Origin of the sequence: Clostridium malenominatum, assembly GCF_039521365.1 — a bacterium.
Taxonomy (GTDB): domain Bacteria; phylum Bacillota; class Clostridia; order Clostridiales; family Clostridiaceae; genus Clostridium_AW; species Clostridium_AW malenominatum.
This window is the reverse complement of the sequence record NZ_BAAACF010000001.1, coordinates 1,471,876-1,495,074: the sequence shown is the minus strand read 5'-3', so window position 1 is coordinate 1,495,074 and position 23,199 is coordinate 1,471,876. Positions and strand designations below refer to the sequence as shown.

Annotated in this window: 24 protein-coding genes; 3 read left to right on the top strand and 21 right to left on the bottom strand. The window is 29.8% G+C overall.

Going from position 1 to position 23,199, the window contains the following annotated elements; genetic code table 11:
* Positions 1-38 precede the first annotated feature (38 nt).
* From ftsY to pta, 11 genes are all read right to left on the bottom strand, one after another.
* The gene (gene ftsY, locus ABDZ69_RS07590; RefSeq protein ID WP_343768388.1) at positions 39-950 is read right to left on the bottom strand and encodes a signal recognition particle-docking protein FtsY; all 912 of its coding nucleotides are present in this window, start codon (positions 948-950) and stop codon (positions 39-41) included.
* Positions 951-4,520, bottom strand: a complete 3,570-nt coding sequence (gene smc, locus ABDZ69_RS07585; RefSeq protein WP_343768385.1) for a chromosome segregation protein SMC — start codon at positions 4,518-4,520, stop codon at positions 951-953.
* A 236-nt stretch (positions 4,521-4,756) separates the two neighbouring features.
* A complete protein-coding gene (locus ABDZ69_RS07580; protein WP_343768383.1) occupies positions 4,757-5,017 on the bottom strand; it encodes a stage V sporulation protein S in 261 nt (86 codons plus the stop codon).
* Positions 5,018-5,113: 96 nt separating this feature from the next.
* Complete coding sequence (locus ABDZ69_RS07575; RefSeq protein ID WP_343768381.1) at positions 5,114-6,190, bottom strand: elongator complex protein 3; 1,077 nt, start codon at positions 6,188-6,190, stop codon at positions 5,114-5,116.
* A complete protein-coding gene (rnc, locus tag ABDZ69_RS07570; RefSeq protein ID WP_343768379.1) occupies positions 6,183-6,884 on the bottom strand; it encodes a ribonuclease III in 702 nt (233 codons plus the stop codon). Before rnc ends, ABDZ69_RS07575 begins: the two co-directional genes overlap by 8 nt.
* Before the next feature lie 135 nt (positions 6,885-7,019).
* Positions 7,020-7,253: an acyl carrier protein gene (gene acpP / locus ABDZ69_RS07565; protein WP_343768377.1), complete on the bottom strand. Its 234-nt coding sequence runs from the start codon at positions 7,251-7,253 to the stop codon at positions 7,020-7,022.
* A gap of 37 nt (positions 7,254-7,290) precedes the next feature.
* Positions 7,291-8,319: a phosphate acyltransferase PlsX gene (gene plsX / locus ABDZ69_RS07560; protein ID WP_343768374.1), complete on the bottom strand. Its 1,029-nt coding sequence runs from the start codon at positions 8,317-8,319 to the stop codon at positions 7,291-7,293.
* 116 nt (positions 8,320-8,435) lie between these two features.
* Complete coding sequence (gene rpmF / locus ABDZ69_RS07555; protein WP_343768372.1) at positions 8,436-8,618, bottom strand: 50S ribosomal protein L32; 183 nt, start codon at positions 8,616-8,618, stop codon at positions 8,436-8,438.
* 13 nt (positions 8,619-8,631) lie between these two features.
* Positions 8,632-9,129 carry a YceD family protein gene (locus ABDZ69_RS07550; RefSeq protein WP_343768369.1) on the bottom strand — a complete coding sequence of 166 codons (498 nt, stop codon included), beginning with the start codon at positions 9,127-9,129 and terminating at the stop codon, positions 8,632-8,634.
* A gap of 75 nt (positions 9,130-9,204) precedes the next feature.
* The gene (locus ABDZ69_RS07545) at positions 9,205-10,401 is read right to left on the bottom strand and encodes an acetate kinase (RefSeq protein WP_343768367.1); all 1,197 of its coding nucleotides are present in this window, start codon (positions 10,399-10,401) and stop codon (positions 9,205-9,207) included.
* Positions 10,402-10,437: 36 nt separating this feature from the next.
* Positions 10,438-11,430 (bottom strand): phosphate acetyltransferase, encoded by a 993-nt coding sequence (gene pta, locus ABDZ69_RS07540; RefSeq protein WP_343768365.1) that lies wholly within the window; start codon positions 11,428-11,430, stop codon positions 10,438-10,440.
* A gap of 269 nt (positions 11,431-11,699) precedes the next feature.
* Here pta and ABDZ69_RS07535 point away from each other — a divergent pair, with 269 nt between their 5' ends.
* Together ABDZ69_RS07535 and ylbJ are read left to right on the top strand one after the other, a co-directional pair.
* Complete coding sequence (locus ABDZ69_RS07535; RefSeq protein ID WP_343768364.1) at positions 11,700-12,914, top strand: nucleotidyltransferase; 1,215 nt, start codon at positions 11,700-11,702, stop codon at positions 12,912-12,914.
* A gap of 62 nt (positions 12,915-12,976) precedes the next feature.
* Entirely contained in the window at positions 12,977-14,137 is a 1,161-nt protein-coding gene (ylbJ, locus tag ABDZ69_RS07530; RefSeq protein WP_343768362.1) for a sporulation integral membrane protein YlbJ, read from the top strand.
* Positions 14,138-14,142: 5 nt separating this feature from the next.
* Here ylbJ and ABDZ69_RS07525 read toward each other — a convergent pair whose 3' ends face one another.
* The 6 genes from ABDZ69_RS07525 to ABDZ69_RS07500 form a co-directional block, all read right to left on the bottom strand.
* Positions 14,143-14,670: an ATPase gene (locus tag ABDZ69_RS07525; RefSeq protein ID WP_343768360.1), complete on the bottom strand. Its 528-nt coding sequence runs from the start codon at positions 14,668-14,670 to the stop codon at positions 14,143-14,145.
* Positions 14,671-14,682: 12 nt separating this feature from the next.
* Positions 14,683-15,162 carry a pantetheine-phosphate adenylyltransferase gene (gene coaD, locus ABDZ69_RS07520; RefSeq protein WP_343768358.1) on the bottom strand — a complete coding sequence of 160 codons (480 nt, stop codon included), beginning with the start codon at positions 15,160-15,162 and terminating at the stop codon, positions 14,683-14,685.
* Positions 15,159-15,722, bottom strand: a complete 564-nt coding sequence (gene rsmD / locus ABDZ69_RS07515; protein ID WP_343768355.1) for a 16S rRNA (guanine(966)-N(2))-methyltransferase RsmD — start codon at positions 15,720-15,722, stop codon at positions 15,159-15,161. Before rsmD ends, coaD begins: the two co-directional genes overlap by 4 nt.
* Before the next feature lie 374 nt (positions 15,723-16,096).
* Positions 16,097-18,130 (bottom strand): ATP-dependent DNA helicase RecG, encoded by a 2,034-nt coding sequence (gene recG, locus ABDZ69_RS07510; protein WP_343768353.1) that lies wholly within the window; start codon positions 18,128-18,130, stop codon positions 16,097-16,099.
* 58 nt (positions 18,131-18,188) lie between these two features.
* The gene (locus tag ABDZ69_RS07505) at positions 18,189-19,817 is read right to left on the bottom strand and encodes a DAK2 domain-containing protein (protein WP_343768350.1); all 1,629 of its coding nucleotides are present in this window, start codon (positions 19,815-19,817) and stop codon (positions 18,189-18,191) included.
* 14 nt (positions 19,818-19,831) lie between these two features.
* Positions 19,832-20,182, bottom strand: coding sequence for an Asp23/Gls24 family envelope stress response protein (locus tag ABDZ69_RS07500; RefSeq protein ID WP_343768347.1), 351 nt, complete (start codon positions 20,180-20,182; stop codon positions 19,832-19,834).
* Between the two features lie 200 nt (positions 20,183-20,382).
* Between ABDZ69_RS07500 and rpmB the strand changes: the two genes are divergently transcribed.
* On the top strand, positions 20,383-20,574 hold the full coding sequence (rpmB, locus tag ABDZ69_RS07495; protein WP_343768345.1) for a 50S ribosomal protein L28: 192 nt from the start codon (positions 20,383-20,385) through the stop codon (positions 20,572-20,574).
* Positions 20,575-20,754: 180 nt separating this feature from the next.
* Here the strand turns inward: rpmB and ABDZ69_RS07490 are convergent, their stop codons facing one another.
* The 4 genes from ABDZ69_RS07490 to rsgA all read right to left on the bottom strand — a co-directional run bounded on the left by ABDZ69_RS07490 (position 20,755) and on the right by rsgA (position 23,153).
* Positions 20,755-20,910, bottom strand: coding sequence for a hypothetical protein (locus ABDZ69_RS07490; RefSeq protein WP_343768342.1), 156 nt, complete (start codon positions 20,908-20,910; stop codon positions 20,755-20,757).
* 85 nt (positions 20,911-20,995) lie between these two features.
* Positions 20,996-21,640, bottom strand: a complete 645-nt coding sequence (locus ABDZ69_RS07485; protein WP_343768340.1) for a thiamine diphosphokinase — start codon at positions 21,638-21,640, stop codon at positions 20,996-20,998.
* A complete protein-coding gene (rpe, locus tag ABDZ69_RS07480; protein WP_343768338.1) occupies positions 21,637-22,290 on the bottom strand; it encodes a ribulose-phosphate 3-epimerase in 654 nt (217 codons plus the stop codon). The genes ABDZ69_RS07485 and rpe overlap by 4 nt, the downstream gene beginning before the upstream one ends.
* Positions 22,287-23,153, bottom strand: coding sequence for a ribosome small subunit-dependent GTPase A (gene rsgA, locus ABDZ69_RS07475; protein WP_343768331.1), 867 nt, complete (start codon positions 23,151-23,153; stop codon positions 22,287-22,289). The genes rpe and rsgA overlap by 4 nt, the downstream gene beginning before the upstream one ends.
* Positions 23,154-23,199: the final 46 nt, after the last annotated feature.

Sequence of the window (23,199 nt, the reverse complement as noted above, 5' to 3'; positions counted from 1 at the left end):
GTACTTTTACTTAACAGCATTTTAAAAAAGATATCCTATTAAAATAAAGCTTCCACAAATTCTCTTGGATTAAAATCTTGTAAATCTTCTATGCCTTCTCCTACCCCAATTAGCTTAACAGGTATATTTAATGCATGCTTAATTGAAATAACAACTCCACCCTTTGCTGTGCCATCTAATTTAGTTAATATAATGCCATCTACATTACAAACTTCCATAAATTGCTTTGCTTGTTGTATGGCATTTTGACCTGTGGTTCCATCTAAAACTAAATAGGTATGTTTAGAGGCATTTGAATATTCTCTTTCAATAATTCTATTAATTTTACCTAACTCATCCATTAAGTTTTTCTTATTATGAAGTCTTCCTGCTGTGTCACAAACCAATACATCAACTCCTCTAGCCTTAGCTGCTTGTATTCCATCATAAACTACCGCAGCTGGATCGGAGCCTTCTTGATGTTTTATTATATCTACTCCAGCTCTTTTACTCCAAACTTCTAACTGATCTATAGCAGCTGCTCTAAAGGTATCTCCTGCAACCATTAATACTTTATATCCATTGGTCTTAAGCTTATGAGATATTTTTCCTATGGATGTGGTTTTCCCTACTCCATTAACCCCTACAATTAGTACAATTTCAGGAGTGCTCTCTGGAAGTATAGTTCCTTTCTCTTCTCCTAGCATTTCTACTAATACTTCCTTTAGACAAGGCTTTACTCCACTTACGTCTTTTACTTTGGTTTCTTTAATTTTTTCTTTTAACTTACGAATTATCTCTAGTGAGGTTTCAACACCTATATCAGAGGTAATTAATATCTCCTCTAATTCATCATACAGGTCCTCATCTATTGCTACGTACATGTTTAGCATTTCACTTATTTTATCAGTAAAGTTGTCTTTAGTCTTTGATAAGCCTTCTTTTAACTTATTAAAAAACCCTCCTAGCATTTATACAGCACTCTCCTTTAAATCTATTGATATAACCTTAGATATACCTTTTTCCTCCATGGTTACCCCATAAAGGACATCACTTGCCTCCATGGTACCTTTTCTATGAGTTATGACAATGAATTGAATATTACCTGAAAACTCCCTTAAGAAATCAGCATATCTTTTAACATTTGCATCATCTAAAGCTGCCTCTATTTCATCTAGTATACAAAATGGCGTAGGCTTCATTTTTAAAATTGCAAATAATAGAGCAATTGCAGATAATACCTTTTCTCCACCAGACATTAAATTTATATTTTGAAGTTTCTTACCTGGAGGTTGAACATTTATTTCAATATTACCATTTAGTATATCGTCACCGGATAAAATTAAATCTGCAGTACCACCTTTAAATAATTCCTTGAAGGTTTGGTCAAATAATTCTTTTAAAACATTAAAATTATCCATAAATAATTTTTTCATATTATTTATCAAATCCTCAATAAGAACTAAAAGTTCTTCCTTAGCGGTAATTAAATCATCTTTTTGACTATTTAAAAAAGCAAATTTTTCTTTAAGCTCTTTATATTCTTCAATAGATGATACATTTACTATACCAAGTAAGGAAATTTCATTTTTAATTTCCAACGCAAGCTTTTTGTACTTAGATAGATCTTCTATTTCCTCTCTAAAAGTTAATGCTTCATCATAAGTTAATTCCATCTCTTCTTGTAATTTTAATAATAAATTATCTCTTTCATTTTCTATCTTGGCTAAATTCACCATTAATTTATTATGTTCTACTTCTTTCTTATTTTTTAGAGCATAATTTTCCTCTAAAAAACTATTCTCTTCATTTAATTTTTCTTTAAGCTCTAAAATTTCTACCTCTTTATCTTTGAAAGACTGGGTTAAGCTTTGCAAATTGTTAATAATTTGCTCTCTTTTTGATTCATTCTCACTTATTTGCCATAAGTATTGTTTAATATTATTGCTATTAGTTTCTATGTCTTCTTTTAATTGAAGATGCTTTTTTTCAAGATCTTCTAATTCATTGGCCATTCTTACTAAATCTTTAAGTTTTCCTAATATAATTTCATCAATTTGAGCCTTTTTTATTTTATCTTCTGTTAAACCATCTTTTATCTTTGAAATATTATTTTCTTGATCCTTTAATGATTTTTCCAAAGTTATAATATTATTAGTGTTCTCCTTTTCCAACAAAGCTAAATGAGTCAAATCCTCTTCTTTGTCCTGAATATCTTTCATATTCTTATCTATATCACTTTGTAGCTTCTCTACCTCTTCGTTCCATACTGCCAGCCTATTTTTTAATTTTATATTTTCATTTTCTATGTTATATAACTTTTCTTTTAGTTTTGCTTCTTCAATATTTTCTCCATATATTAAATCTTTTAAATTTAAACATTCATCATCTAACCTCTTTATTTTATCCTTATTTGAAGTTATAAATAACTGAGTCTCAGTTATTTGAGAAGACAGCTTTGCAATATCCTCATTCATTTCTGTAATTTCTCTTTTTCTACCTATAACGCTAGTGTTTTTTCCTCTTATGGAACTTCCTCCAGTTAAAGAACCTCCAACATTAATAACTTCACCAGCTAAAGTCACAATTTTATAGCTATAATCTGTGGCTTTAGCTATTTTAAGAGCGGCATCCATATCGGTGCACATTATAGTTCTTCCTAAAGCGAAATCTATAGCATTTTTAAACTTATCCTCATATTTTAACAATTTGCTGCCAATACCTAAATATCCCTCTATATTTGTTACATTACTGCTCAAGTTTATACTCTTACCCTTTATAATGTTTAGAGGAAGGAAAGTTGCTCTACCTAAATTATTTTTCTTTAAATAATTTATTAGTATTCTACTAACATTTTCATCGGGAGTAATTATATTTGATATGGCAGAACCTAGGGCAATTTCAATTCCTAATTCATATTCCTTAGGAACTTCAATTATCTCTCCTAAAACAAAAGTATTTCCATAAGCTTCCTTAATTATTCCTTTATTAATATGAGACATTATAGCTTGAACAGATTTATAATATCCTTCATAGGAATTTTCCAGCTTTATTAATAAATTATAATTAGCTTCAAGACCATTATGTTTAATCTGATCTTCTCTAAGCTTTTTTTCATCATTAAAAAGTATAGTTTTAATGCTTTCCATTTCTTTTTTATAATTCTTTATTTGAGCTTCATATTCTGCTACTGCCTCTGCCTTTTTAAGGAGTTCCATTTCCATTATTTTAGCAGTATTGCTATTTATTTTTAAAGAATTTAAACTACTTTCATAAGAAGATTTTAAATTCATCTTTTTATTTTTTGAAACTTCTATGTTATTTTCAATTATTGATATTTGATTTTTTGTCTTAGATATAGAACTAAGTATTTCAATTTGTTCATCTTTAAGCTTTTTAACATGATTTATTTCATTATCAGCTTTAGAGTTCAATTCTATTATGTTTTTTTCACACTGGGCGATAAGTAAATTTAACTTTCTTTGATTACTTTGAAGCTCACCTACAACCTTTTCTTCATTATCTCTGTTTCCTTTAATTATAGTTAATTTTTCTTCTAGTATGGAAATTTCTTTTTTTGAATTTTCCATAACTATATTTGCATTTGTTATTCTTTCTTTAAATATATTAATTTCATTTATTAAATTGCTTTCTTCTTCTTTTTTTTCATAATATTGATTTTTTTCATTACTAATTAAATTTTCCAGCTCTTCCAAGGACCTTTTCAAAAGTCCAGTTTTATCCTTATATTTTATCTCGTTATTATGCAGAGTATCTAATTCTACTTTATGTTGATTAATATTAACAGATGCATAATCAATCTCCTTATTAATATTATCTAAACCAGTAATTATTAAATTAATTTCTTTACACTTTAATTCATTGCTTAAAGCTAGAAAGGTCTTAGCTTTTTCACTTTCTATCCTTAATGGCTCTAATCTTTCCTCATAGGTAAAAAGTATATCTTTTATTCTAGTTAGATTAACTTCGGTGCTTTCAAGTTTTTTCTCAGCTTCATCTTTTCGTCTTTTAAACTTTACAATTCCCGCAGCTTCCTCTAAAAGTCCACGCCTTTCATCAGCTTTACCACTTAGTATAGCATCAATTTTACCTTGTCCAATTATGGAGTACCCTTCTTTTCCTATACCTGTATCCATAAAAAGTTCTTGTATGTCTCTCAATCTACACTGATTATTATTTATGTAATATTCACTATCGCCAGAGCGATATATTCTTCTAGCTACAGTAACATCGCTATATTCTAAAGGCAATTCACCCTTAGAGTTATCCAATGTTAGAGAAACCTGTGCTAATCCTAAAGGTTTTCTAAACTGTGTACCAGCAAATATTACATCTTCCATCTTTCCGCCCCTTAGGCTCTTTATGCTTTGTTCTCCTAAAACCCATCTTATAGCATCAGATATATTGCTTTTACCGCTTCCGTTTGGTCCTACTATTGCGGTTATACCCTTCTTAAAGTTCAATTCTGTCTTGTTTACAAATGATTTAAACCCTCTTATTTCAATAGATTTTAATTGCATATTAAAAATCTCTCCTTACTTAAAAAAAATAGCAGGAAGCATACTTAATAAAAAGGAGGCTAATAACATATACACCATTATCTTCTGCAACTTATCTCTTTTATGCTTTTTCATATACAACACCTCAAATATATTTTATTTGACAATATATAAGTTTATATTATACTAGTAAAAATATCAATCTAAAAATAAAAACCATGCTTTAGCATGGCTTTTACTTTATATGAATATTTTTATTATCTTGGCTCTACTATAAATTTAATAGCTGTTCTTTCTTCCCCTTCAATGCTAACCTCTGAGAATGCTGGTACTACAATTAAGTCTATGCCATTTGGTGCTACAAATCCTCTCGTAATAGCAATTGCTTTAATAGCTTGATTTACTGCTCCAGCACCTACTGCTTGAATTTCAGCAAAGCTTTTTTCTTTAATGGCTGCTGCTAAAGCTCCTGCTACTGATTTTGGCTCTGATTGAGCTGATACTTTTAATACTTCCATGATGATTCCTCCCCATAAATACATTAAAAAATAAATATAATTTTATATTGTTTATTGGTTTTTATTCTATAATTAATTATTCTATAAATTATACTTTTATCCTTCTTTATATTTGCGCCAAATATATGTAGCAATCGACAGATTATATTCTGTCCCATTTAAGAGAACTTTTAATTCATCTTGTTGTAAATTAGAGTCTCCTGATACACGTATAGTTGATAAGTTTAATTTATTTAACATATCTTTAAAATACTGTTTTTTATTTGCAAACAATTTCGAAGTTGTTTTAGGATTTATACTTATATTTATAGAAGAAATGGTTTTTCCTATTAAAAACTCGTATATCATATCGTTAATTATGCTGCTTTGAACCAATTCTCTAAAAGCAGGGTGAAAAGGACCTATTACAATTTCTTTTCCATAATTAATTTCTTCTGTTGGTTGCAATCCTATTCTTATAACATTAACACCATTTGCACTTAGCATTCCAAAAACCACTTTAGATATAGTCACCGCTTCTTCTAAAGTGTAGGGAATATATCCACCCTTTTCATACATAATTTCCATAGGGGTATTCTTAACTACAAGAGCTGGATATATTCTGCATAAGTTCGGCTTCAAATCTATAACTTTTTTAACGGTTTCAATGTCTTTAGAAAAGTTGTCTTTAGGTAATCCTAGCATAATTTGAATTCCTAAGGTAAAGCCATACTCTTTTATTAAGGTTACAGCGTTTACTACATCTTCCTCTGTATGACCTCTTCCAGAATACCGTAAAACTTCATTATCCATGGATTGAACGCCTAGCTCAATAATATCTACATCATAGCTTTTTAGGTTATTTAATATATTATGGTCGACATAATCCGGCCTAGTAGATAATCTTATATAGTTTATTTCTCCACTATCTTTATATTTCTTAGCAACTCTTAATAGTCTTTTTTGCTTATCAATATGTATAGCGGTAAAAGTTCCTCCAAAGAATGATATCTCTATAATTGAATCTTCTTTATTAATAGTCCTTAAATGCGATTGTATTACTTCTTCAGCATAGGATTCATCTACAACAACAGTTTCATTGCCTGTTATAGAATTTTGGTTGCAAAATACGCAATTGTGAGGGCATCCTTCGTGGGGAACAAATATTGGAATTATATAGTGTCTCTTACTCATTTTTCCCCTCCATGTTTTTTATAGCCTCTTTAGCCGCATTTTGTTCTGCTTCTTTTTTACTATAGCCTACTCCACTACCAAGAATTTTATCTTGAATAATTACGTCCGTATAAAATTTTCTCCTATGAGGAGGGCCTTCGTGTTTGGATAAATTATAATTTATATTAACTTCTCCCTGCTCTTGCAAGGTCTCTTGAAGTTTTGTTTTATAATCCAAAATTATTTTATCATCCATAGCTCTATCTATAATTACTCTAAAATTAGATAGAATAAAAGTTTTTACAAAATCTATTCCTCTATCTAAATAAATAGCAGCTATTATGGCTTCAACACAATCCGCCAGTATAGATGTTCGTTCCCTTCCCCCTGTAATTTCTTCTCCTTTACTCATATTTATATAATTTCCTAACTGCCATCTTTGAGCAATTTCAAATAAAGAATTTTCGCAAACTATAAGAGCTCTTTTACGCGAAAGCTCACCTTCGCTCTTATCAGTGTAGTTTTTATATAAGTATTCAGTAATTATTAGCTGCAATACAGAGTCCCCAAGAAATTCTAATCTTTCATTATACTCCACATTCTTTTTTTGATTTGCAAAGGAACTATGAGTTATTGCTGTAAACAATAACTCCTCATCACGGAAAACCACGCCTAACTTATATTCTATTTCCTTAATTTGTCTTCTTTTGTCCATGTATATTTTACTCCTTCTATAGAGTTTATTATTCAATTTGACATACAATACTAAATCTATGACTAATTCAATAATAAACAAATTAAACTTTACAAATATAAATTTAAATCCCCGTTAATAAACGGGGACTTCTAATTATTCTTCAACATGAGCCTTTATGTAATCTACAACATCTCCAACAGTTGATATTTTTTCAGCTTCTTCATCAGGAATTTCTAAATCAAATTCAGTTTCTAATGCCATTATTAATTCAACAACATCTAATGAATCTGCTCCTAAATCATCTATAAATGAAGATTCCATTGCGATTTCATCTGCATCTATTCCTAATTGCTCAGAGATTATATTTTTAACTTTTTTGAATATCATTATTTCACCTCCCCAGAAATCTTATATTAAGATAATATTACATAATATCCATAGCGTCAATATTTTGGATATCATTTACTTTTATAAGTTCTTCTTTAATATTATTTATAATGTTATTATCATGAAAAATTATACATTGTCTAATAGCATTTTTAAAAGCTAATCTATCAGAAGAACCATGTGCCTTTATGCAAATACCATCAACTCCAAGGAATGCAGCTCCTCCATATTCTTTGTAATCAAACTTCTTTTTAATATTTTTAAAAACTGGCTTTAAGAAAAGTCCTCCTATTTTTGTTAATGATGAAGACATTATCTCTTTTTTTATTACATCAAATAGTACAGAGGCAGTTCCCTCAAACATTTTAAGAATGGTATTGCCAACAAAACCATCACAAACTAAAACATTTACATCCCCCTTTGGAATCTCTCTCGGTTCTATATTACCCACAAAGTTCAATCCTGATTCCTTTAGTAAGGGATAAGTTCCTTTAGTAAGTTCATTTCCTTTTTCTTCTTCAGTTCCTATATTTACTAATCCTATCGTTGGGTTATTTACTTTTAATATTTTTTCAAAATATATTTTACCCATTAAAGCAAATTGAAGTAGATTTTTAGGCTTACAATCTGCATTGGCTCCTACATCAATAACCATGAAAGGAGAATTTTTGCCAGGCATTACTGGTGCTAAAGCTGGTCTATCAATGCCTTTTATTCTTCCTACTATAAATAAGGCACCTGCCATAAAGGCTCCAGTACTTCCAGCAGAAATAATACCCTCTGCTTTCTTTTCTTTAACTAAGTTTAATGCTTTAACTAAGCTAGAATCTTTTTTCTTTCTTATGGCCATTACAGGTGATTCATTAGGGCCTATCACCTCACTTGAATGGATAACTGATATTTTTTCACTGTCGTAATTATATTTATGTAACTCATTTAGAATTAATTCTTCATTTCCAGTAATTATTATTTTTATGTTATCAAATTCTTTTATAGCGTCAATGCATCCTGCTACAATTTCAACAGGAGCTAAATCTCCACCCATACCATCCACTGCAATTATCACAAGGATCCACTTCCTTTCAAATAGAAGTCACGCTTCTCTAGGTCAAAAGTATATAATAAATTTTTAATAATTACAATAAGAAATAAAAAAAATAAAAGAAAGTCTTTTGACTTTCTTTATTTTTCAGTTGAAACAACTTCCTTGCCTTTGTAACTTCCACAGCTTTTACATACTCTATGAGCAAGTTTCATTTCGTGACACTGAGGACATTCTACTATTCCTGGTGCACTTAATTTGAAAGTTTGGGCTCTTCTTGAATCTCTTTTAGATTTAGAACCTTTTCTCGCTGGATTTCCCACAGTAAACACCTCCTTAGTTAGATGAAAAAAAGTTTTTAAGCTTTGATAATCGTGGTTCAATATTCATTTCATCACAATTACAACTGGAATGATTAAGATTTAGTCCGCAATTAGAACACAATCCCTTACATTCTTCATCACAAAGCCTTTTAATTGGTAAAGATATAATAATATTATTCTCTATTATTTCCGTGATGTCAACTACATCACCTTTAATAAAGATGTAATCATCATCTTTATCTTCTATTGTAGATAATTTTTCTTCTATTGTAATTTCTACACTTTTAGAAAAACTAGCTAAACACCTTGAACATTGAAGTTCAAGGACGGTTCTTATAGTTCCATTAAGCTCAATCACGTCTCCTACTAAAGTTAATTTTCCATCAAGATTAATGGGAGCCTTGAAGGCTATGTACTCCATACCATCGTAGAAGCCTTTTTCTTCAACGGTAATATCTAAATCCTTTTTAAGAATTTTCTTTTTTAATAAATCGGATAAATCTAAAACCATAATATTCACCTCAATGTTATAGCCACAATTTATTATATAAAGATGATGATTAAAAGTCAAGTTTTATTTATATGATTACTTTCCAACAATTTCTTTTGTATCTCTTGCTATCATTAACTCTTCTTCTGTTGGTATAACATAAACCTTAACTTTTGAATCAGTTGTGCTAATTTCTTTAGCAAAACCTCTTCCCTCGTTATTTTTCTTTTCATCTATGTTAAAGCCTAAGAATTCTAATCCTTTGCATATTTCTGCTCTGCTCAATGCTGAGTTTTCACCAAGTCCTGCTGTGAAGACGATACAATCAACTCCACCCATTAAAGCTGCATAAGCTCCAACAAATCTCTTAACTCTATTATGGAATATATCTAATGCTAATTGAGCTCTATGTTCACCTTTTTCAGCTGCTTCTTCGATATCTCTAAAGTCACTGCTAACTCCGGATATTCCATAAACCCCTGATTTTTTATTTAACATATCGTTAACTTCATCAATTGAAATATTTAATTCTTTCATCAAGAATGCAATTATAGCTGGGTCTATATTACCTGATCTTGTTCCCATAGCTATACCTTCAAGTGGTGTGAATCCCATACTAGTGTCTACGGATTTTCCACCTTCAACAGCACAAATACTAGCACCATTTCCTAAGTGACAAGTTATTATCTTTAAGTCTTTAACGTCTTTTCCCATAAGTTCTGCTGCTTTCATAGAAACATATCTGTGAGAAGTTCCATGGAAGCCATACTTTCTTACTGCGTATTTCTTGTATAATTCATATGGTATTGGATAAATATATGCATGTTCTGGAATAGTTTGATGGAAAGCTGTATCAAATACTGCAACCATAGGAGTATTTGGCATTAAAGCTTTACATGCATTTATTCCTATTATGTTCGGAGGATTATGAAGAGGTGCAAGCTTCACACATTCTTCTAAAGATTTCATAACTTCATCATCTATAAGTACTGAAGTTGCATACTTTTCTCCACCATGAACAACTCTGTGTCCAACAGCTGAAATTTCAGACATGTCTTTTATAACACCATGTTTTTCATCAATTAAAGCTGCTAAAACTAACTTAATAGCATCTTGATGATCTTTCATTGGTTGTTCTATAACATATTTTTCATCATTAGCCTTCTGAGTAAGTATTGAACCATCTATTCCTATTCTTTCAACTAACCCCTTAGCAAGTGCATCCTCCTTAGTCATATCAATTAACTGATATTTTAATGATGAACTTCCACAGTTTATAACAAGTATTTTCATATTAAATTCTCCCTTCACTTTCTGAATGCATTTATATTATTGAGCTTGAACAGCTGTAACAGCTACAACGTTAACTATATCTTCTGCACTACATCCTCTTGATAAGTCATTTATTGGTTTTGCAAAACCTTGTGTTATAGGTCCTATAGCTTCAGCCTTAGCAAATCTTTGAACTAATTTATATCCTATATTTCCAGCCTGTAGGTCAGGGAATATAAGAACATTAGCTTTACCTGCAACGGCGCTATTTGGAGCCTTTAAGCTAGCAACGGATTGTACAATTGAAGCATCTAATTGTAATTCTCCATCTATGTCTAGGTCTGGTCTTTGTGATTTTGCAAGTTCAGTTGCAGTTCTAACCTTTTGAACTAGTTCATGCTCTGCACTTCCCATGGTTGAGAAGGACAACATTGCAACCTTTGGATCCATTCCACAAAGTTTTTTAGCAGTTTCAGCTGTAGAAATTGCTATCGACGCTAATTCTTCTGCATTTGGATTTGGGTTAACAGCACAATCGGAGAATAATAATAATCCTTCCTTACCGTATTCAGATCCTGGTACATACATGATAAATGCACTAGATACAACAGATGTTCCTGGAGCTGTTTTAACTATTTGAAGACCTGGTCTTAATAAATCGCCAGTTGTATGTATTGCTCCTGAAACCATTCCATCAGCATGACCTAATTTTACCATTACAGTTCCAAAATAAAGTGGATCTAAAACTATTTGAGCTGCCTTTTCTAAAGTAACACCTTTATTTTTTCTTATTTCATATAAAGTTTTTGCATATTCTTCAGTTTTATCAGAAGTTGCAGGATCTATAATTTCAGCACCTTCAACACTAACACCTAAATCCTTAGCCATTTTTTTTATGTTTTCTGGGTTTCCAACTAAAATGATGTCTGCTAGACCATTTTTAATAATCATTTCGCAGGCTCTTATATTTCTTTCCTCTTCACCTTCTGGAAGTACTATTTTTTTTCTGTTAGCTTTGGCCTTTTGCCAAATTTCATCCATTAATTTCATTTAAATTCTCCTCTCGGTTATAATATTACTACACACATATATAATATAAGACTTTTTGTGCTACTTTTTCAAGTGTATTATTTAAATTTTTATATATAATTAGTTTTTTTTATATACATTATCGACATATTATTGACGTAATTTTCAATAAATAGTATAGTATTTTTAAAAATGTGTTAAATATATATCAATTCTTTTAGTAGCATATGAATATCATTATAATAGTATTAACAGAAACTTATATAAATATAACGGATGGAGGTATTAATTTGAATATAACTGGAATTGTGGCAGAATATAACCCCTTACATAAGGGTCATGTATATCATATTAAAAAAACCAGAGAGCTAACTTCTGCTGATGGTATAGTAGCAGTAATGAGTGGAAATTTTGTTCAACGCGGCATACCAGCAATGCTCGATAAGTGGACTAGAGCTAAAATGGCCTTGGAAAATGGCGTAGATTTAGTAATTGAGCTTCCACTGCTTTATAGTATTTCCTCTGCTGAATTTTTCTCTTTTGGAGCAATAAGTTTGTTCGACTCTTTAGGAATAATAAATAATTTATCCTTTGGAAGTGAAAGCGGAAATATTTCATCTATTTTGGATATTTCGAAAGTATTACTTGAGGAACCTATTACATTTAAAGGATACTTAAAAGAATATTTGAAAGAAGGACTCCCTTTTCACCTTGCTAGAGCTAAAGCTTTATCATTGTATTTAGAAGAAAAGGATAAAGATTGTTTTGAAATTAACAATTTTTTATCCACCTCAAACAATATTTTAGCCATAGAGTATTGTAAAAATTTATTAAGAATTAATAGCACTATTATTCCCTTTACTATAAAAAGAGAAGGTAATAATTATAATTCTTTAGAAATGACTAATAGCTTCTCCAGTGCTTCTTCTATAAGAAACTTCATTAAAAATAACGAAATATTGGATAAACTAAATAATCAAGTTCCTCTTAATGTATTTAATTCAATAGTGAATTTTAAAGAAAAAGGTTATTCCTTCCCTCTTGAAAACGAAATGCTTCCCTTTATAAAACATAAGTATTTCAATGGTGAAAATGGCATAGAAAATCTGCCGGACGTATCTGAGGGATTACATAATCGAATCTATGATGCACTAAATAAATACAACACTTTACAAGATGTGATACAGGGTATAAAAACTAAAAGATACACCTACACAAGAATTAGTAGGATTTTATGTCAATACTTCATTGGATTTGATACTATTGATACTTTTTCTCTACGAAAAGAAAGTTGTCCTTATGCACGTGTTTTAGGATTTAACAAGAGAGGTAGCGAAATTTTAAAAGTTTTAAAGAAGAAATCTTCTATTCCAGTGTACACTAAAATTCCTAAAGAAATTAATCCAACACTATATTTAGATATAAAAGGAACTAAATGTTATAGTCTTTTAAATAAATCCTGTGATCCTTTAGGAGATTTTAAAAATAAACCTGTAATAATATAATGTAATAAATAAACCTCTTTTAAATATATATATATAAATCAATATATTAAAGGGGTTTTATTTTGTTGTTTTTTTTATACGTAGTGTTATTATTAGTATTTTTATTATTATATATATTTGCTAAAGATAAATCTATAATTATTACTGTAATATGTTCTTTTATAATTATTAATTTTATAGTAAATCCCGATTCTTGTATTCAAGGTTCATTACTTGGAAGTCAACTTTTTTTTTACAAAGTTTTTCCGTCCCTCTTTCCATTTCTAATCATTACTAACATAATAATGTTTTATAATGGTATTAATCTGTATTCAAAGCTTTTTGGTAAAATTTTGTGCCTTCCTTTAGGGTTGCCTGAAGAATGTAGCTTTGCTCTGATTGTAAGCATATTATGCGGTTACCCTTTAGGAGCTAAATATAGCTGTGAGTTATATGAAAAAGGAATGATTGATTTAAAAACCTGTACAAGACTATTGAACATTGCTTCAAACGCAAGCCCATTATTTACTATAGGTTCAGTTGGTTTGTCTATGTTAAATAATACAAAGCTGGGTTACATATTGCTACTTGGAAATTACATTTCTTGCTTTTTTATGTCTCTTATATTAAAGGATAAATCTTATAATATAAAAAAAGGTAAAACTCCTATTTATATTATAAGTGATAGAAAAAACTTTGGAGATGCACTTAAGGTAGCCATTGAAAATTCCATCAATACTTCTCTTTCCGTTGGCGGTTTTATACTTCTATTTTGTATATTAATAAAAATAATAAAAAATAGTATCATAACTAATACTATTTTAAATAACTTAAGCAACTTATTTAATATTAATAAAGGTTTAATTGAAGGATTACTTTATGGTATGGTAGAGATGACAAATGGCTGTAATATAATATCTACGAGTAACACAAGTAATGAAATAAAAGTTATTTTCACTGGATTTTTATTAGGTTTTAGTGGACTTTGTATTGTTCTGCAATGCAATTCCTTTATGAGTAAAAACAATATTTCTCTTTGGGTTTATATAAAGAATAAATTTACACAAGGAATTGTATGTTCACTATGCTCTTATGTTATATACAAACTTTTATATAATAGAATAACTTTACAAGTATTTAATTCTAATAGCAATAATTACAACTCATCCTTAGCTATGTATATAATTACTTTATCAATATTGATATTACCACTTTTTATTTTTAAGAATAAAAAACATGTTTAGCTAAATTATTTATTCATGTTTTTTAACTCTTTTATATTATTTCTAATTATCTCGGTAGTTGTTACAATTTCCTCAGTTAAAGATTCATAATAGCTTTCCATGTCAGTTTTTATGTTGTTTAGCATGTTATTACTATTTTCAGTTATTTCTCTTTCAAGCTGTGATAAAACTTCATGAGCATAGTCCCTAGCGCCAAGTCTCATGATTTTAGCATCTCTTTGAGCTGAAGATATTATTTCCTCAGCTCTCTCCTTTGCTTCTTTAGTAATATCATGACTTTCAATTTGTCTTTTTAATAGCTCCAGGTTTTCCCTTTTCAAAGTTTCAGCTTCTCTGATAGCTTCACTAAGAATTCTCTCTTTTTCTTCATAAACCCATTTTGCTTTTTTAAATTCACCCGGTAAATTAGTTCCTATCTTGTCTATAACTTCTAAAATTTCTTTTTTATCTATCATTACTTTCCCAGTCATAGGAACCTTTGAGGAGGTTTCTACTATGTCTGCAAGATAATCTAATAATTTGATAATATCCATTTACAAGACCCCCTAATCACAAAACTTTGACATAATGTCTTGTATAATTTCATCAGGTACTAGTCCTTTAATACATCCGCCAAAGGCTGCTACCTGTTTTACTGATGAAGAACTTAAAAAAGAATACTCTGCTGAAGTCATCATAAATAAAGTTTCTATATCTTGACTAAGTTTTTTGTTCATTAAACTCATCTGAAACTCATATTCAAAATCAGAAACCGCTCGTAGTCCTTTAACTATTACTTTTATATTGTTATTTTTCATAAAATCTACTAGAAGTCCACTAAAACTTTCAACCCTAACATTAGGTATATGAGAAGTAACTCTTTTTATTAACTCAACTCTTTCTTCAATGGAAAACAAGCCTTTTTTATCTGGATTTACTAGAATACCAACTACTACTTCGTCAAAAATTGTAGAAGCTCTTTCTATTATATTTAAATGACCGTTAGTTATTGGATCGAAGCTTCCAGGATAAACTGCTATATTCATTTTAAATCCTCCTTGTATCTATAAAGGCAAATTGTAGTGTTACCATATTTTCTATGGTTAATCAACTCAATTTCATCTCCACCTAAACACAATTCTTCGCTAGAATCTATTTTAGTTACTATTAATCCATCTTTATCTAATAGATTATTTTTTTCAATAAATTCGATAGCAGGAGGTATCATATTCTTTAAATATGGAGGATCTATAAAAATCAAATTAAAAACAATACCTTTTTTAACAAAAAACTTTAAAGCTTCATAAGCGTCCATATTTAAACATTCACATTTATCTTCAAATTTCAAATTTACAACATTTTCTTTTAAATATTTAAAGGTTATATCTCCTTTATCTATTAAATAACATTTCTTTGCTCCTCTACTTACTGCCTCCAACCCTAAGCTGCCAGTACCAGCAAATAAATCTACAGCAACGGTATCATAAACATCATTTTGTATTATATTAAATATATTTTCTTTTACTCTATCTAATGTTGGTCTTGTCCCCATGCCTTCTGGAGATAAAATTTTTCTTCCCTTAGCAAGACCTGCTATTATTCTCATATTTTTTTCCTCCCTATGTAATAATCATGAAGTCAATTGTATATTGCATATAATATTTTAGCATATTTAAATAGTTAATACAAAGATATTTTGTCAAAGACAAAAGGGAAGATTATTATATCCTCCCTTTTATCCCTTTAGTTAAAAAGTTTTTACCATGAAATTTTGCACAGAACTACTTTTTATATTTGTATTTTATATACTTTCAATTTGCATTACTATGCTGGCGGTATATCCTCTACATCTATTTCTTTCGCTCCGTTTCCCATGGCTGAACACCTCCGATTTTTTTAATTATGCTTAACCTTTGGTGCACTATTATATTGCCCAAATTATAATCTATATACACATGAAATGTTTTCATATTAATGAAATTAATTGAAACAAATGTATCTGGAGTCTCTGTCTAATTTATTTAATATATAATTAATGATATTTTTATCTAATAAATTATTGCTTTCCCATAATGATTTAGCATCTTCATTAGCACTTTTAAATAACTCAATATCATCTATTATATTGCTTAAAATAAACTCTTCTTCTCCATGTTGCTTAAATCCGAAGATTTCTCCACCGCCTCTAAGTTTAAAATCCTGTTCAGCTATAAAAAATCCATCATTACTGTTTACTATGCTCTCCATTCTTCTTTTAGTTATATCGCTTTTTATCTCTCCTATAAGTATACAGTAGGATTTTTTATCTCCCCTACCTACTCTTCCTCTTAATTGATGCAGTTGCGCTAAACCAAATCTCTGTGCATTTTCTATTATCATTAGTGTAGCATTAGGCACATTGACACCTACTTCTATTACAGTAGTGGAAATTAATACTTTAATTTCGCCCTTTTTAAATAAATCCATTATATTGTTTTTTTCTTTTGGAGGCATTTTACCATGTAATATTGAGATGGGAATTTCATTAAAGTACTTTTTTACCTCTTCATATAAATTTTCTACGGAAGTCAAATCTAAACTTTCATTATCTTCTACAAGAGGACACACTATATATACTTGCCTTCCCTCATTAATTTGTTTTAAAGCAAAGGAATATGCCCTCTCTTTTTCGCTAGACTTAATAAAATATGTATTTATCTTTTGCCTACCTGGTGGTAACTCATCAATAACTGACACATCTAAATCTCCAAATAGATATAAAGACAAGGTTCTTGGAATTGGTGTAGCTGTCATAACTAAACTATCTACCTTTTTGCCCTTGTTAATAAGTTTACTTCTTTGCATTACTCCAAATCTATGCTGCTCATCTGTAATAACAAATCCTAAATTATTGAATTCCACATTATCTTCTAAAAGGGCATGTGTACCAATTACCATGTGAACAGTTCCTTCTTTTATCTCTTTTTTTATGATTTCTTTTTCTTTTGAAGTAGTACTCCCACACAGCAATTTTATATTTAAATTAAAATTTTTTAATATTTTAGTTGTTTCCTCATAATGTTGATGAGCTAATATTTCTGTAGGAGCCATAAACGCTACTTGATATCCATTCATTATAACGTTAAAGGATGAAATAATAGCAATAATTGTTTTACCGCTTCCCACATCCCCTTGTACAAGCCTATTCATAATTATATCTTTTTTTTGATCGGTTAATATCTCTCTTAAGGCTTTGCTCTGGGCATTTGTCAAATCAAAAGGTAATTGTTTTTTTAAATCATTTAGAGAGCTAGATATATTAAAGCTAATTCCTTTATTATTGTTTCTAACACTTTTTAACATATTAGTTTTTAATGAGTAAGTAAACAATTCTTGATATTTCAATCTTTTTCTTCCTTCATAAAGCAAAGCTTTGTTTTCAGGAAAATGAATATTTCTAATAGCTTTATCTAGTGATATAAAACTATGCTTTTCTAAAATCCATTTCGGTAAATTTTCTTCCACCTCTATATTATTTAATGCTTCAGCTATAAGTTTAGAAATGGTAGTATTTTTCAACCCCTCTTTTAGAGAATAAATAGGTTCTATACTTTCATTTTCATTAATGGGAGTAGATTTAATAACCTTAGGATTAAGTAATATTTTCTCACCTTTGTATATATTAATTTTTCCTTTTAAGGTGTATTCTTCATTTAATACAAAACTGTTTTTTATATAAGATTGATTAAACCATTTGCACTTAATGTTTTCCTCTTCATTAGAAAATATTATGGTGGAAATATTTTTTCCATTTTTAGTTCTAACATCTTTTTTTATATCTTTTACCGTTGCTCTAAGGATAATCTCTTCTTTATCCTTTCCTTCTTTAAAGCTTATACAGTTAGTAAATTGTTTATAATCCCTTGGGAAATATATGAGTAAATCCATAATAGTATTTATGCCGCATTCCTCTAAAAGCTTTTTAGTTTTAGGACCAACACCTTTTATGCAGTTTATATCACTGTATACATTCATAATATCACTCCACTAATACTTTTCTGTAAATAAAAAAAGCCTTAAGGCTTTTTTTATCTTATTCCACTGAAAAAATAAAATAATATAGCGGTTGTTCACCGTTGTAACATTGTATATCTAAATCCTCATATTCTTGTTCAAGTTCACTTACAAACTTTTCTACTTCTTCTTCATCACAGTTTTCACCATAGAAAATTGTGATTAATTCGCTATTTTCATTTACCATAGACTTTATTAAGTTTTTGCAAACTTCAAAAATATCCTTACCTGTTTCTTCTATTTTGTTTTCTATTAGACCAATTATGTCTCCTTCTTTAATGCTCTTTCCATCCATCTCAGTATCTCTAACAGCAAAAGTTACAGAACCTGAAGCTACGTTTCCCACAGCATCCTTCATGTTTTTTAAATTAGTTTCCACGTCAACATTGCCATTGAAGGAAGTAATTGCAGTTATTCCCTGTGGTATTGATTTAGTAGGAATTACATATATATTTTTATCTGATAACTCTTCAGCTTGAGTTGCTGCCATTATAATGTTTTTGTTATTTGGTAAAATAAAAATATTATCAGCATTTAATTTATTTACTGCTTTTAAAATATCTTCAGTGCTTGGATTCATAGTCTGTCCGCCTTCAATAACATAGTCAACACCTAGGTCATTGAAAATGTTTTTAATACCTCCTCCTAAAGCCACTGATACAAAAGCATATTCTTTTTTCTCAGTAGGAGCTTCTTCTTCCTTAACAGGAATAGTTTCTTCAATAATATGTCTATGTTGCTCTCTCATATTATCAATTTTAATCTTAGATAAGGAGCCTAATTTCACTGCTTTTGACAAAACTGCTCCAGGATCATTTGTATGAATATGAACTTTTACTAATCCTTCTCCACCTACAACTAGCATGGAATCTCCAAGTGTTCCAATATCATTTTTAAATTCTTCAGTATCAACCGTATCAGTGATTACAAAGAATTCTGTACAATATCCAAACTCTATCTCCTGTTCTCCTAGATCTTGAATAAAAGCTTGACTTGAAGTTTCACCAGTTCCTTCATTAATTGATAAGGATTTTAACTGTTTGTTTAACACCTCATACATACCCTTTAAGATTATTAATAAACCTGCTCCACCAGCGTCTACAACTTTAGCTTGTTTTAAAACTGGTAGCATATCAGGAGTTTTATTTAACATTACTTCACTATGTACACATATATCTTCCATAAGTTTTTTAATATCTTTATGATTGCTCTTTAAAGCAGCTTCTCCTGCTGCTCTTACTATAGTCAAAATTGTACCCTCTGTAGGTCTCATAACAGCTTTATACGCAGCTTTAGATCCCTCCATAACAGCATTTGCAAATTCTTCTGCATTAACTTCTTCTTTATCTTCTAAGCCTTTTGATATTCCTCTAAGGATTTGCGATAATATTACACCAGAGTTTCCTCTTGCTCCCATTAATGCACCTTTAGCAACACTTCTAGCTATATCCCCTATTCCTTTATTCTCCATACCCTTAATTTCGGAAACTGCAGATTTAAAAGTCATGGACATATTTGTTCCCGTATCTCCATCCGGAACCGGAAAAACATTTAGGGCGTTGATATAGTCTTTATTTGCTTCAAGCTCATTATTCCCATTTATCATCATGTTATAAAAATCATGACCATTTATTTTAAAGTATTCCATTACTAGCTACCTCCTTAGACTCTAACACCTTGAACATTCACTGTTATATTTGATACCTTTAGCCCTGTATAGTTTTCTACATTGTATTTGACCTTTTGAATTATATTACTGGCTATCACAGAGATTTTTGTACCGTATTCAACTATAATATATAATTCAATAAACAATTTATTGTCTTTTGAATTTATTTTAACGCCTTTATTCAAACTTTCTCCCTTTAATAATTCCCATAATCCATCCTTTGCATTTTTAGATGCCATTCCAACTACTCCATAACATTCCATAGTTGAAACTCCAACTATGTTTCCTAATACCTCATCAGAGTAATTTATATATCCATAATTATTAGAAATGTTTCCAATCATATTTAACCCTCCTTATGCATAAGTCTTAAGCTTATTTTATATTAAATACACAATTTATTCAAGGAAATATATGATAATAATAATATATTATTCAATTAAATGTTAGAATACCCTTGCAAAAATAATAGTATGTATGATAGAATAATAACGTCCGAATTGAAAGGGACTTATCTTTTCAATTCCAAAAGGAGGTGTTTTCGATGTCAAGAAAGTGTGAAGTTTGTGGAAAAGGCGTAATAGCTGGCGTTCAATATAGCCACTCTCATCGTCAATCAAAAAGAACATGGGCTCCAAACCTAAAAAGAATAAAGGCTATAGTTAAGGGAACACCTAAAACTATACATGCTTGTACAAGATGCCTACGTTCTGGCAAGGTTCAACGTGCTATATAGTTAAAAAATGCAATTGTTCACAATTGCATTTTTTATTTTGCACGAAAAATATACTAATCTTTTATACTTAAAAGATTAGTATATTTTAAGTATTATTTTATTTTCTAAGTATAAACTTAACTATTGAAGATAAAAATTTAGGAAGCTTTATAGCAACAATTTTCACAAACCCCACCTCAATTACTTATATTGCTGAATTAAATTCCATCCTATATATATAAGGCCTACTCCAACTGCAATCATCCATCCCCAAATAGGGATAATAAATGTTACTACAATACCAGCTCCTATAGAAGCAATAATCCATCCTATTTTAGATTTCACTTTCTTTCTCATTTTGAATACATTATTATCCCTTCAAAAATTACTTATGCTATTATTATATGCTTACATTTCTTAAAGGTTACTGAAATTAGAAATTTTATTCATTGTATTCATTGCTTTGTATTAGGAGTAACAGACCTTCTTTAAAATGAATTTCTACTTCTTCAGAATTAAATTTATTTGAAATCCCTAGAGTTTCTCCTAATTTAAGATTGTAATTAATTAATGGGTACTTTGCTCCCTTTAGTGTAATTCCATAAACAGTGTCGCCATAGCTAATTAACGAAAAAAATTCATATCCATTAGCTTTTATAGTTTTAGGTTTATTAATTAGTTTTATTAAATTTTTATCATCTCTAATATAGCATTCTATTCCATTATTCAAACTATGTAGTAGTAAACCTATATTACCTAACACATGATCGACTCTGTCACCAGTACAGCCTAAAAAAACCACCTCACGGCTTCCAAATTCAATGGCCTTTTCTAGGGCTAAATAAGAATCTGTAAAATCCTTTTCAGATGGGAATTTATCCACAATTATATTTTGTTCCTTATAATAATCCAAGGCCTTTTCATTTATGGAATCAAAATCACCTAGTAAAAGGTTAGGTTTTATACCATAACGATATAAAACCTCTCCTCCTTTATCAGCACAAATTATAAAATCAGAACTCCTTAGTTCCTCATCTAATAATTTTCTTGAAGGTGGTTGTCCTCCACATATTATTAGAGTTTTCATTTTGCCGCATCCTTTAAATTTTTAATATTCTCTTTAATATTACCGCCTTTAAATACTGCAGAACCAGCAACAATCCACTGAGCGCCACTTTCTACTACATCTTTAATATTAGTAATATCTACTCCACCATCTACCTCGATTATTAGTTCTTTATTAAGCTCATTTTTGAGAGTTTGTAATTCTTTAATTTTGTCTATTGCATAAGATATAAATTTTTGTCCTCCAAAACCTGGATTTACAGACATAATTAAAACCATATCTAAAGAAGGTATTAAATCTTTAATTAAACTCACTGGAGTTCCAGGATTTAATGCTACAGCAGCTTTAACTCCAAAGCTTTTAATATAATTTATAGTTCTATCTATGTGCCTATCAGCCTCATAGTGAACAGTTATAATATCAGCTCCTGATTTTACAAAATCTTCTATATACTTGCTTGGCTCCTCTATCATTAAATGTACATCGAAGGGTAATTTTGTAGCATTTCTTATACTTTTTATAACTGGCATACCAAAGGTGATGTTTGGAACAAATTTACCATCCATTACATCTATATGAATTATATCCGCATTACAAATTTCTAAATTTCTTACTTCCTCCCCTAATTTTGAAAAATCTGATGAAAGTATTGAAGGGGCTATTTTAATCATTTGTATATCCTCTCCTTTAGTTTTTCTTCTAATATTTTTACGTAAAAATCGTATCTAATGTTGTTTATATTGCCTTCTTCTACTGCTTTTTTTACACTGCAGCCTGGTTCCTTGTAGTGCATACAACTTGAAAATTTGCATGCACCGTAATAATTTTCAAATTCTGGAAAACCATACTGTAAATCCTCTTTATCAATAAAATCTGTACTTAAGGAGGAAAAACCAGGAGTGTCTACAATGTATCCTCCAAATACTTCTATCAATTCACTATGTCTTGTAGTATGTTTTCCTCTATTAAGCTTTTTACTAATATCTCCAGTTTCCATGAGTTCTCTTCCAGCTAATTGATTTAAGATAGTAGATTTACCAACTCCCGATGGTCCACAAAGCACTGTAACATTGTCCTTTAGCTTTTCCTTTATCTTATCTACTCCAATACCTATATTGCTCTGAATGAATAAAATTTCATATCCAGCTTCTCTTACCATATTTATTACTTTTTCTTCTTCATAGTTTTTATTTAAGTCTAATTTGTTAAAACAAACCACGACTTTAAGTTTATTATGCTCACAAAGCAAAAGAAATTTATTTAATAACTCTTCGTTAATATCTGGATTTTTCAAGGAAAATACAACTAAAGCTTGTGTGACATTAGCAACTACTGGTCTAATGAGAGTATTGTATCGCTCATTTATTTTTTCAATTGCTCCTTTGCCGTCTTTTACTGTTATTTCAACTCTATCCCCAACCATAGGTGTAAGTTCATCATGTCTAAACTTACCTCTTGCTTTACATTCAATTATTTCATCTTCAACTTTTACATAATAAAAGCCACCAATACCTTTTACAATTAATCCTTGCATATTGCCTCCTAATTAATTATAGCTTCATATAAATGAGATATCTCCT

What these genes read in the sequence shown, in the direction of transcription:
- ftsY (WP_343768388.1), bottom strand. Translation starts at nt 950, where the DNA reads ATGCTAGGAGGGTTTTTTAATAAGTTAAAAGAAGGCTTATCAAAGACT.
- smc (WP_343768385.1), bottom strand. Translation starts at nt 4,520, where the DNA reads ATGCAATTAAAATCTATTGAAATAAGAGGGTTTAAATCATTTGTAAAC.
- ABDZ69_RS07580 (WP_343768383.1), bottom strand. Translation starts at nt 5,017, where the DNA reads ATGGAAGTATTAAAAGTATCAGCTCAATCAGAGCCAAAATCAGTAGCA.
- ABDZ69_RS07575 (WP_343768381.1), bottom strand. Translation starts at nt 6,190, where the DNA reads ATGAGTAAGAGACACTATATAATTCCAATATTTGTTCCCCACGAAGGA.
- rnc (WP_343768379.1), bottom strand. Translation starts at nt 6,884, where the DNA reads ATGGACAAAAGAAGACAAATTAAGGAAATAGAATATAAGTTAGGCGTG.
- acpP (WP_343768377.1), bottom strand. Translation starts at nt 7,253, where the DNA reads ATGATATTCAAAAAAGTTAAAAATATAATCTCTGAGCAATTAGGAATA.
- ABDZ69_RS07550 (WP_343768369.1), bottom strand. Translation starts at nt 9,129, where the DNA reads ATGGTTTTAGATTTATCCGATTTATTAAAAAAGAAAATTCTTAAAAAG.
- ABDZ69_RS07545 (WP_343768367.1), bottom strand. Translation starts at nt 10,401, where the DNA reads ATGAAAATACTTGTTATAAACTGTGGAAGTTCATCATTAAAATATCAG.
- pta (WP_343768365.1), bottom strand. Translation starts at nt 11,430, where the DNA reads ATGAAATTAATGGATGAAATTTGGCAAAAGGCCAAAGCTAACAGAAAA.
- ABDZ69_RS07525 (WP_343768360.1), bottom strand. Translation starts at nt 14,670, where the DNA reads ATGGATATTATCAAATTATTAGATTATCTTGCAGACATAGTAGAAACC.
- coaD (WP_343768358.1), bottom strand. Translation starts at nt 15,162, where the DNA reads ATGAATATAGCAGTTTATCCTGGAAGCTTCGATCCAATAACTAACGGT.
- rsmD (WP_343768355.1), bottom strand. Translation starts at nt 15,722, where the DNA reads ATGAGAATAATAGCAGGTCTTGCTAAGGGAAGAAAAATTTTATCTCCA.
- recG (WP_343768353.1), bottom strand. Translation starts at nt 18,130, where the DNA reads ATGAATGTATACAGTGATATAAACTGCATAAAAGGTGTTGGTCCTAAA.
- ABDZ69_RS07505 (WP_343768350.1), bottom strand. Translation starts at nt 19,817, where the DNA reads ATGGAATACTTTAAAATAAATGGTCATGATTTTTATAACATGATGATA.
- ABDZ69_RS07500 (WP_343768347.1), bottom strand. Translation starts at nt 20,182, where the DNA reads ATGATTGGAAACATTTCTAATAATTATGGATATATAAATTACTCTGAT.
- rpmB (WP_343768345.1), top strand. Translation starts at nt 20,383, where the DNA reads ATGTCAAGAAAGTGTGAAGTTTGTGGAAAAGGCGTAATAGCTGGCGTT.
- ABDZ69_RS07490 (WP_343768342.1), bottom strand. Translation starts at nt 20,910, where the DNA reads ATGAGAAAGAAAGTGAAATCTAAAATAGGATGGATTATTGCTTCTATA.
- ABDZ69_RS07485 (WP_343768340.1), bottom strand. Translation starts at nt 21,640, where the DNA reads ATGAAAACTCTAATAATATGTGGAGGACAACCACCTTCAAGAAAATTA.
- rpe (WP_343768338.1), bottom strand. Translation starts at nt 22,290, where the DNA reads ATGATTAAAATAGCCCCTTCAATACTTTCATCAGATTTTTCAAAATTA.
- rsgA (WP_343768331.1), bottom strand. Translation starts at nt 23,153, where the DNA reads ATGCAAGGATTAATTGTAAAAGGTATTGGTGGCTTTTATTATGTAAAA.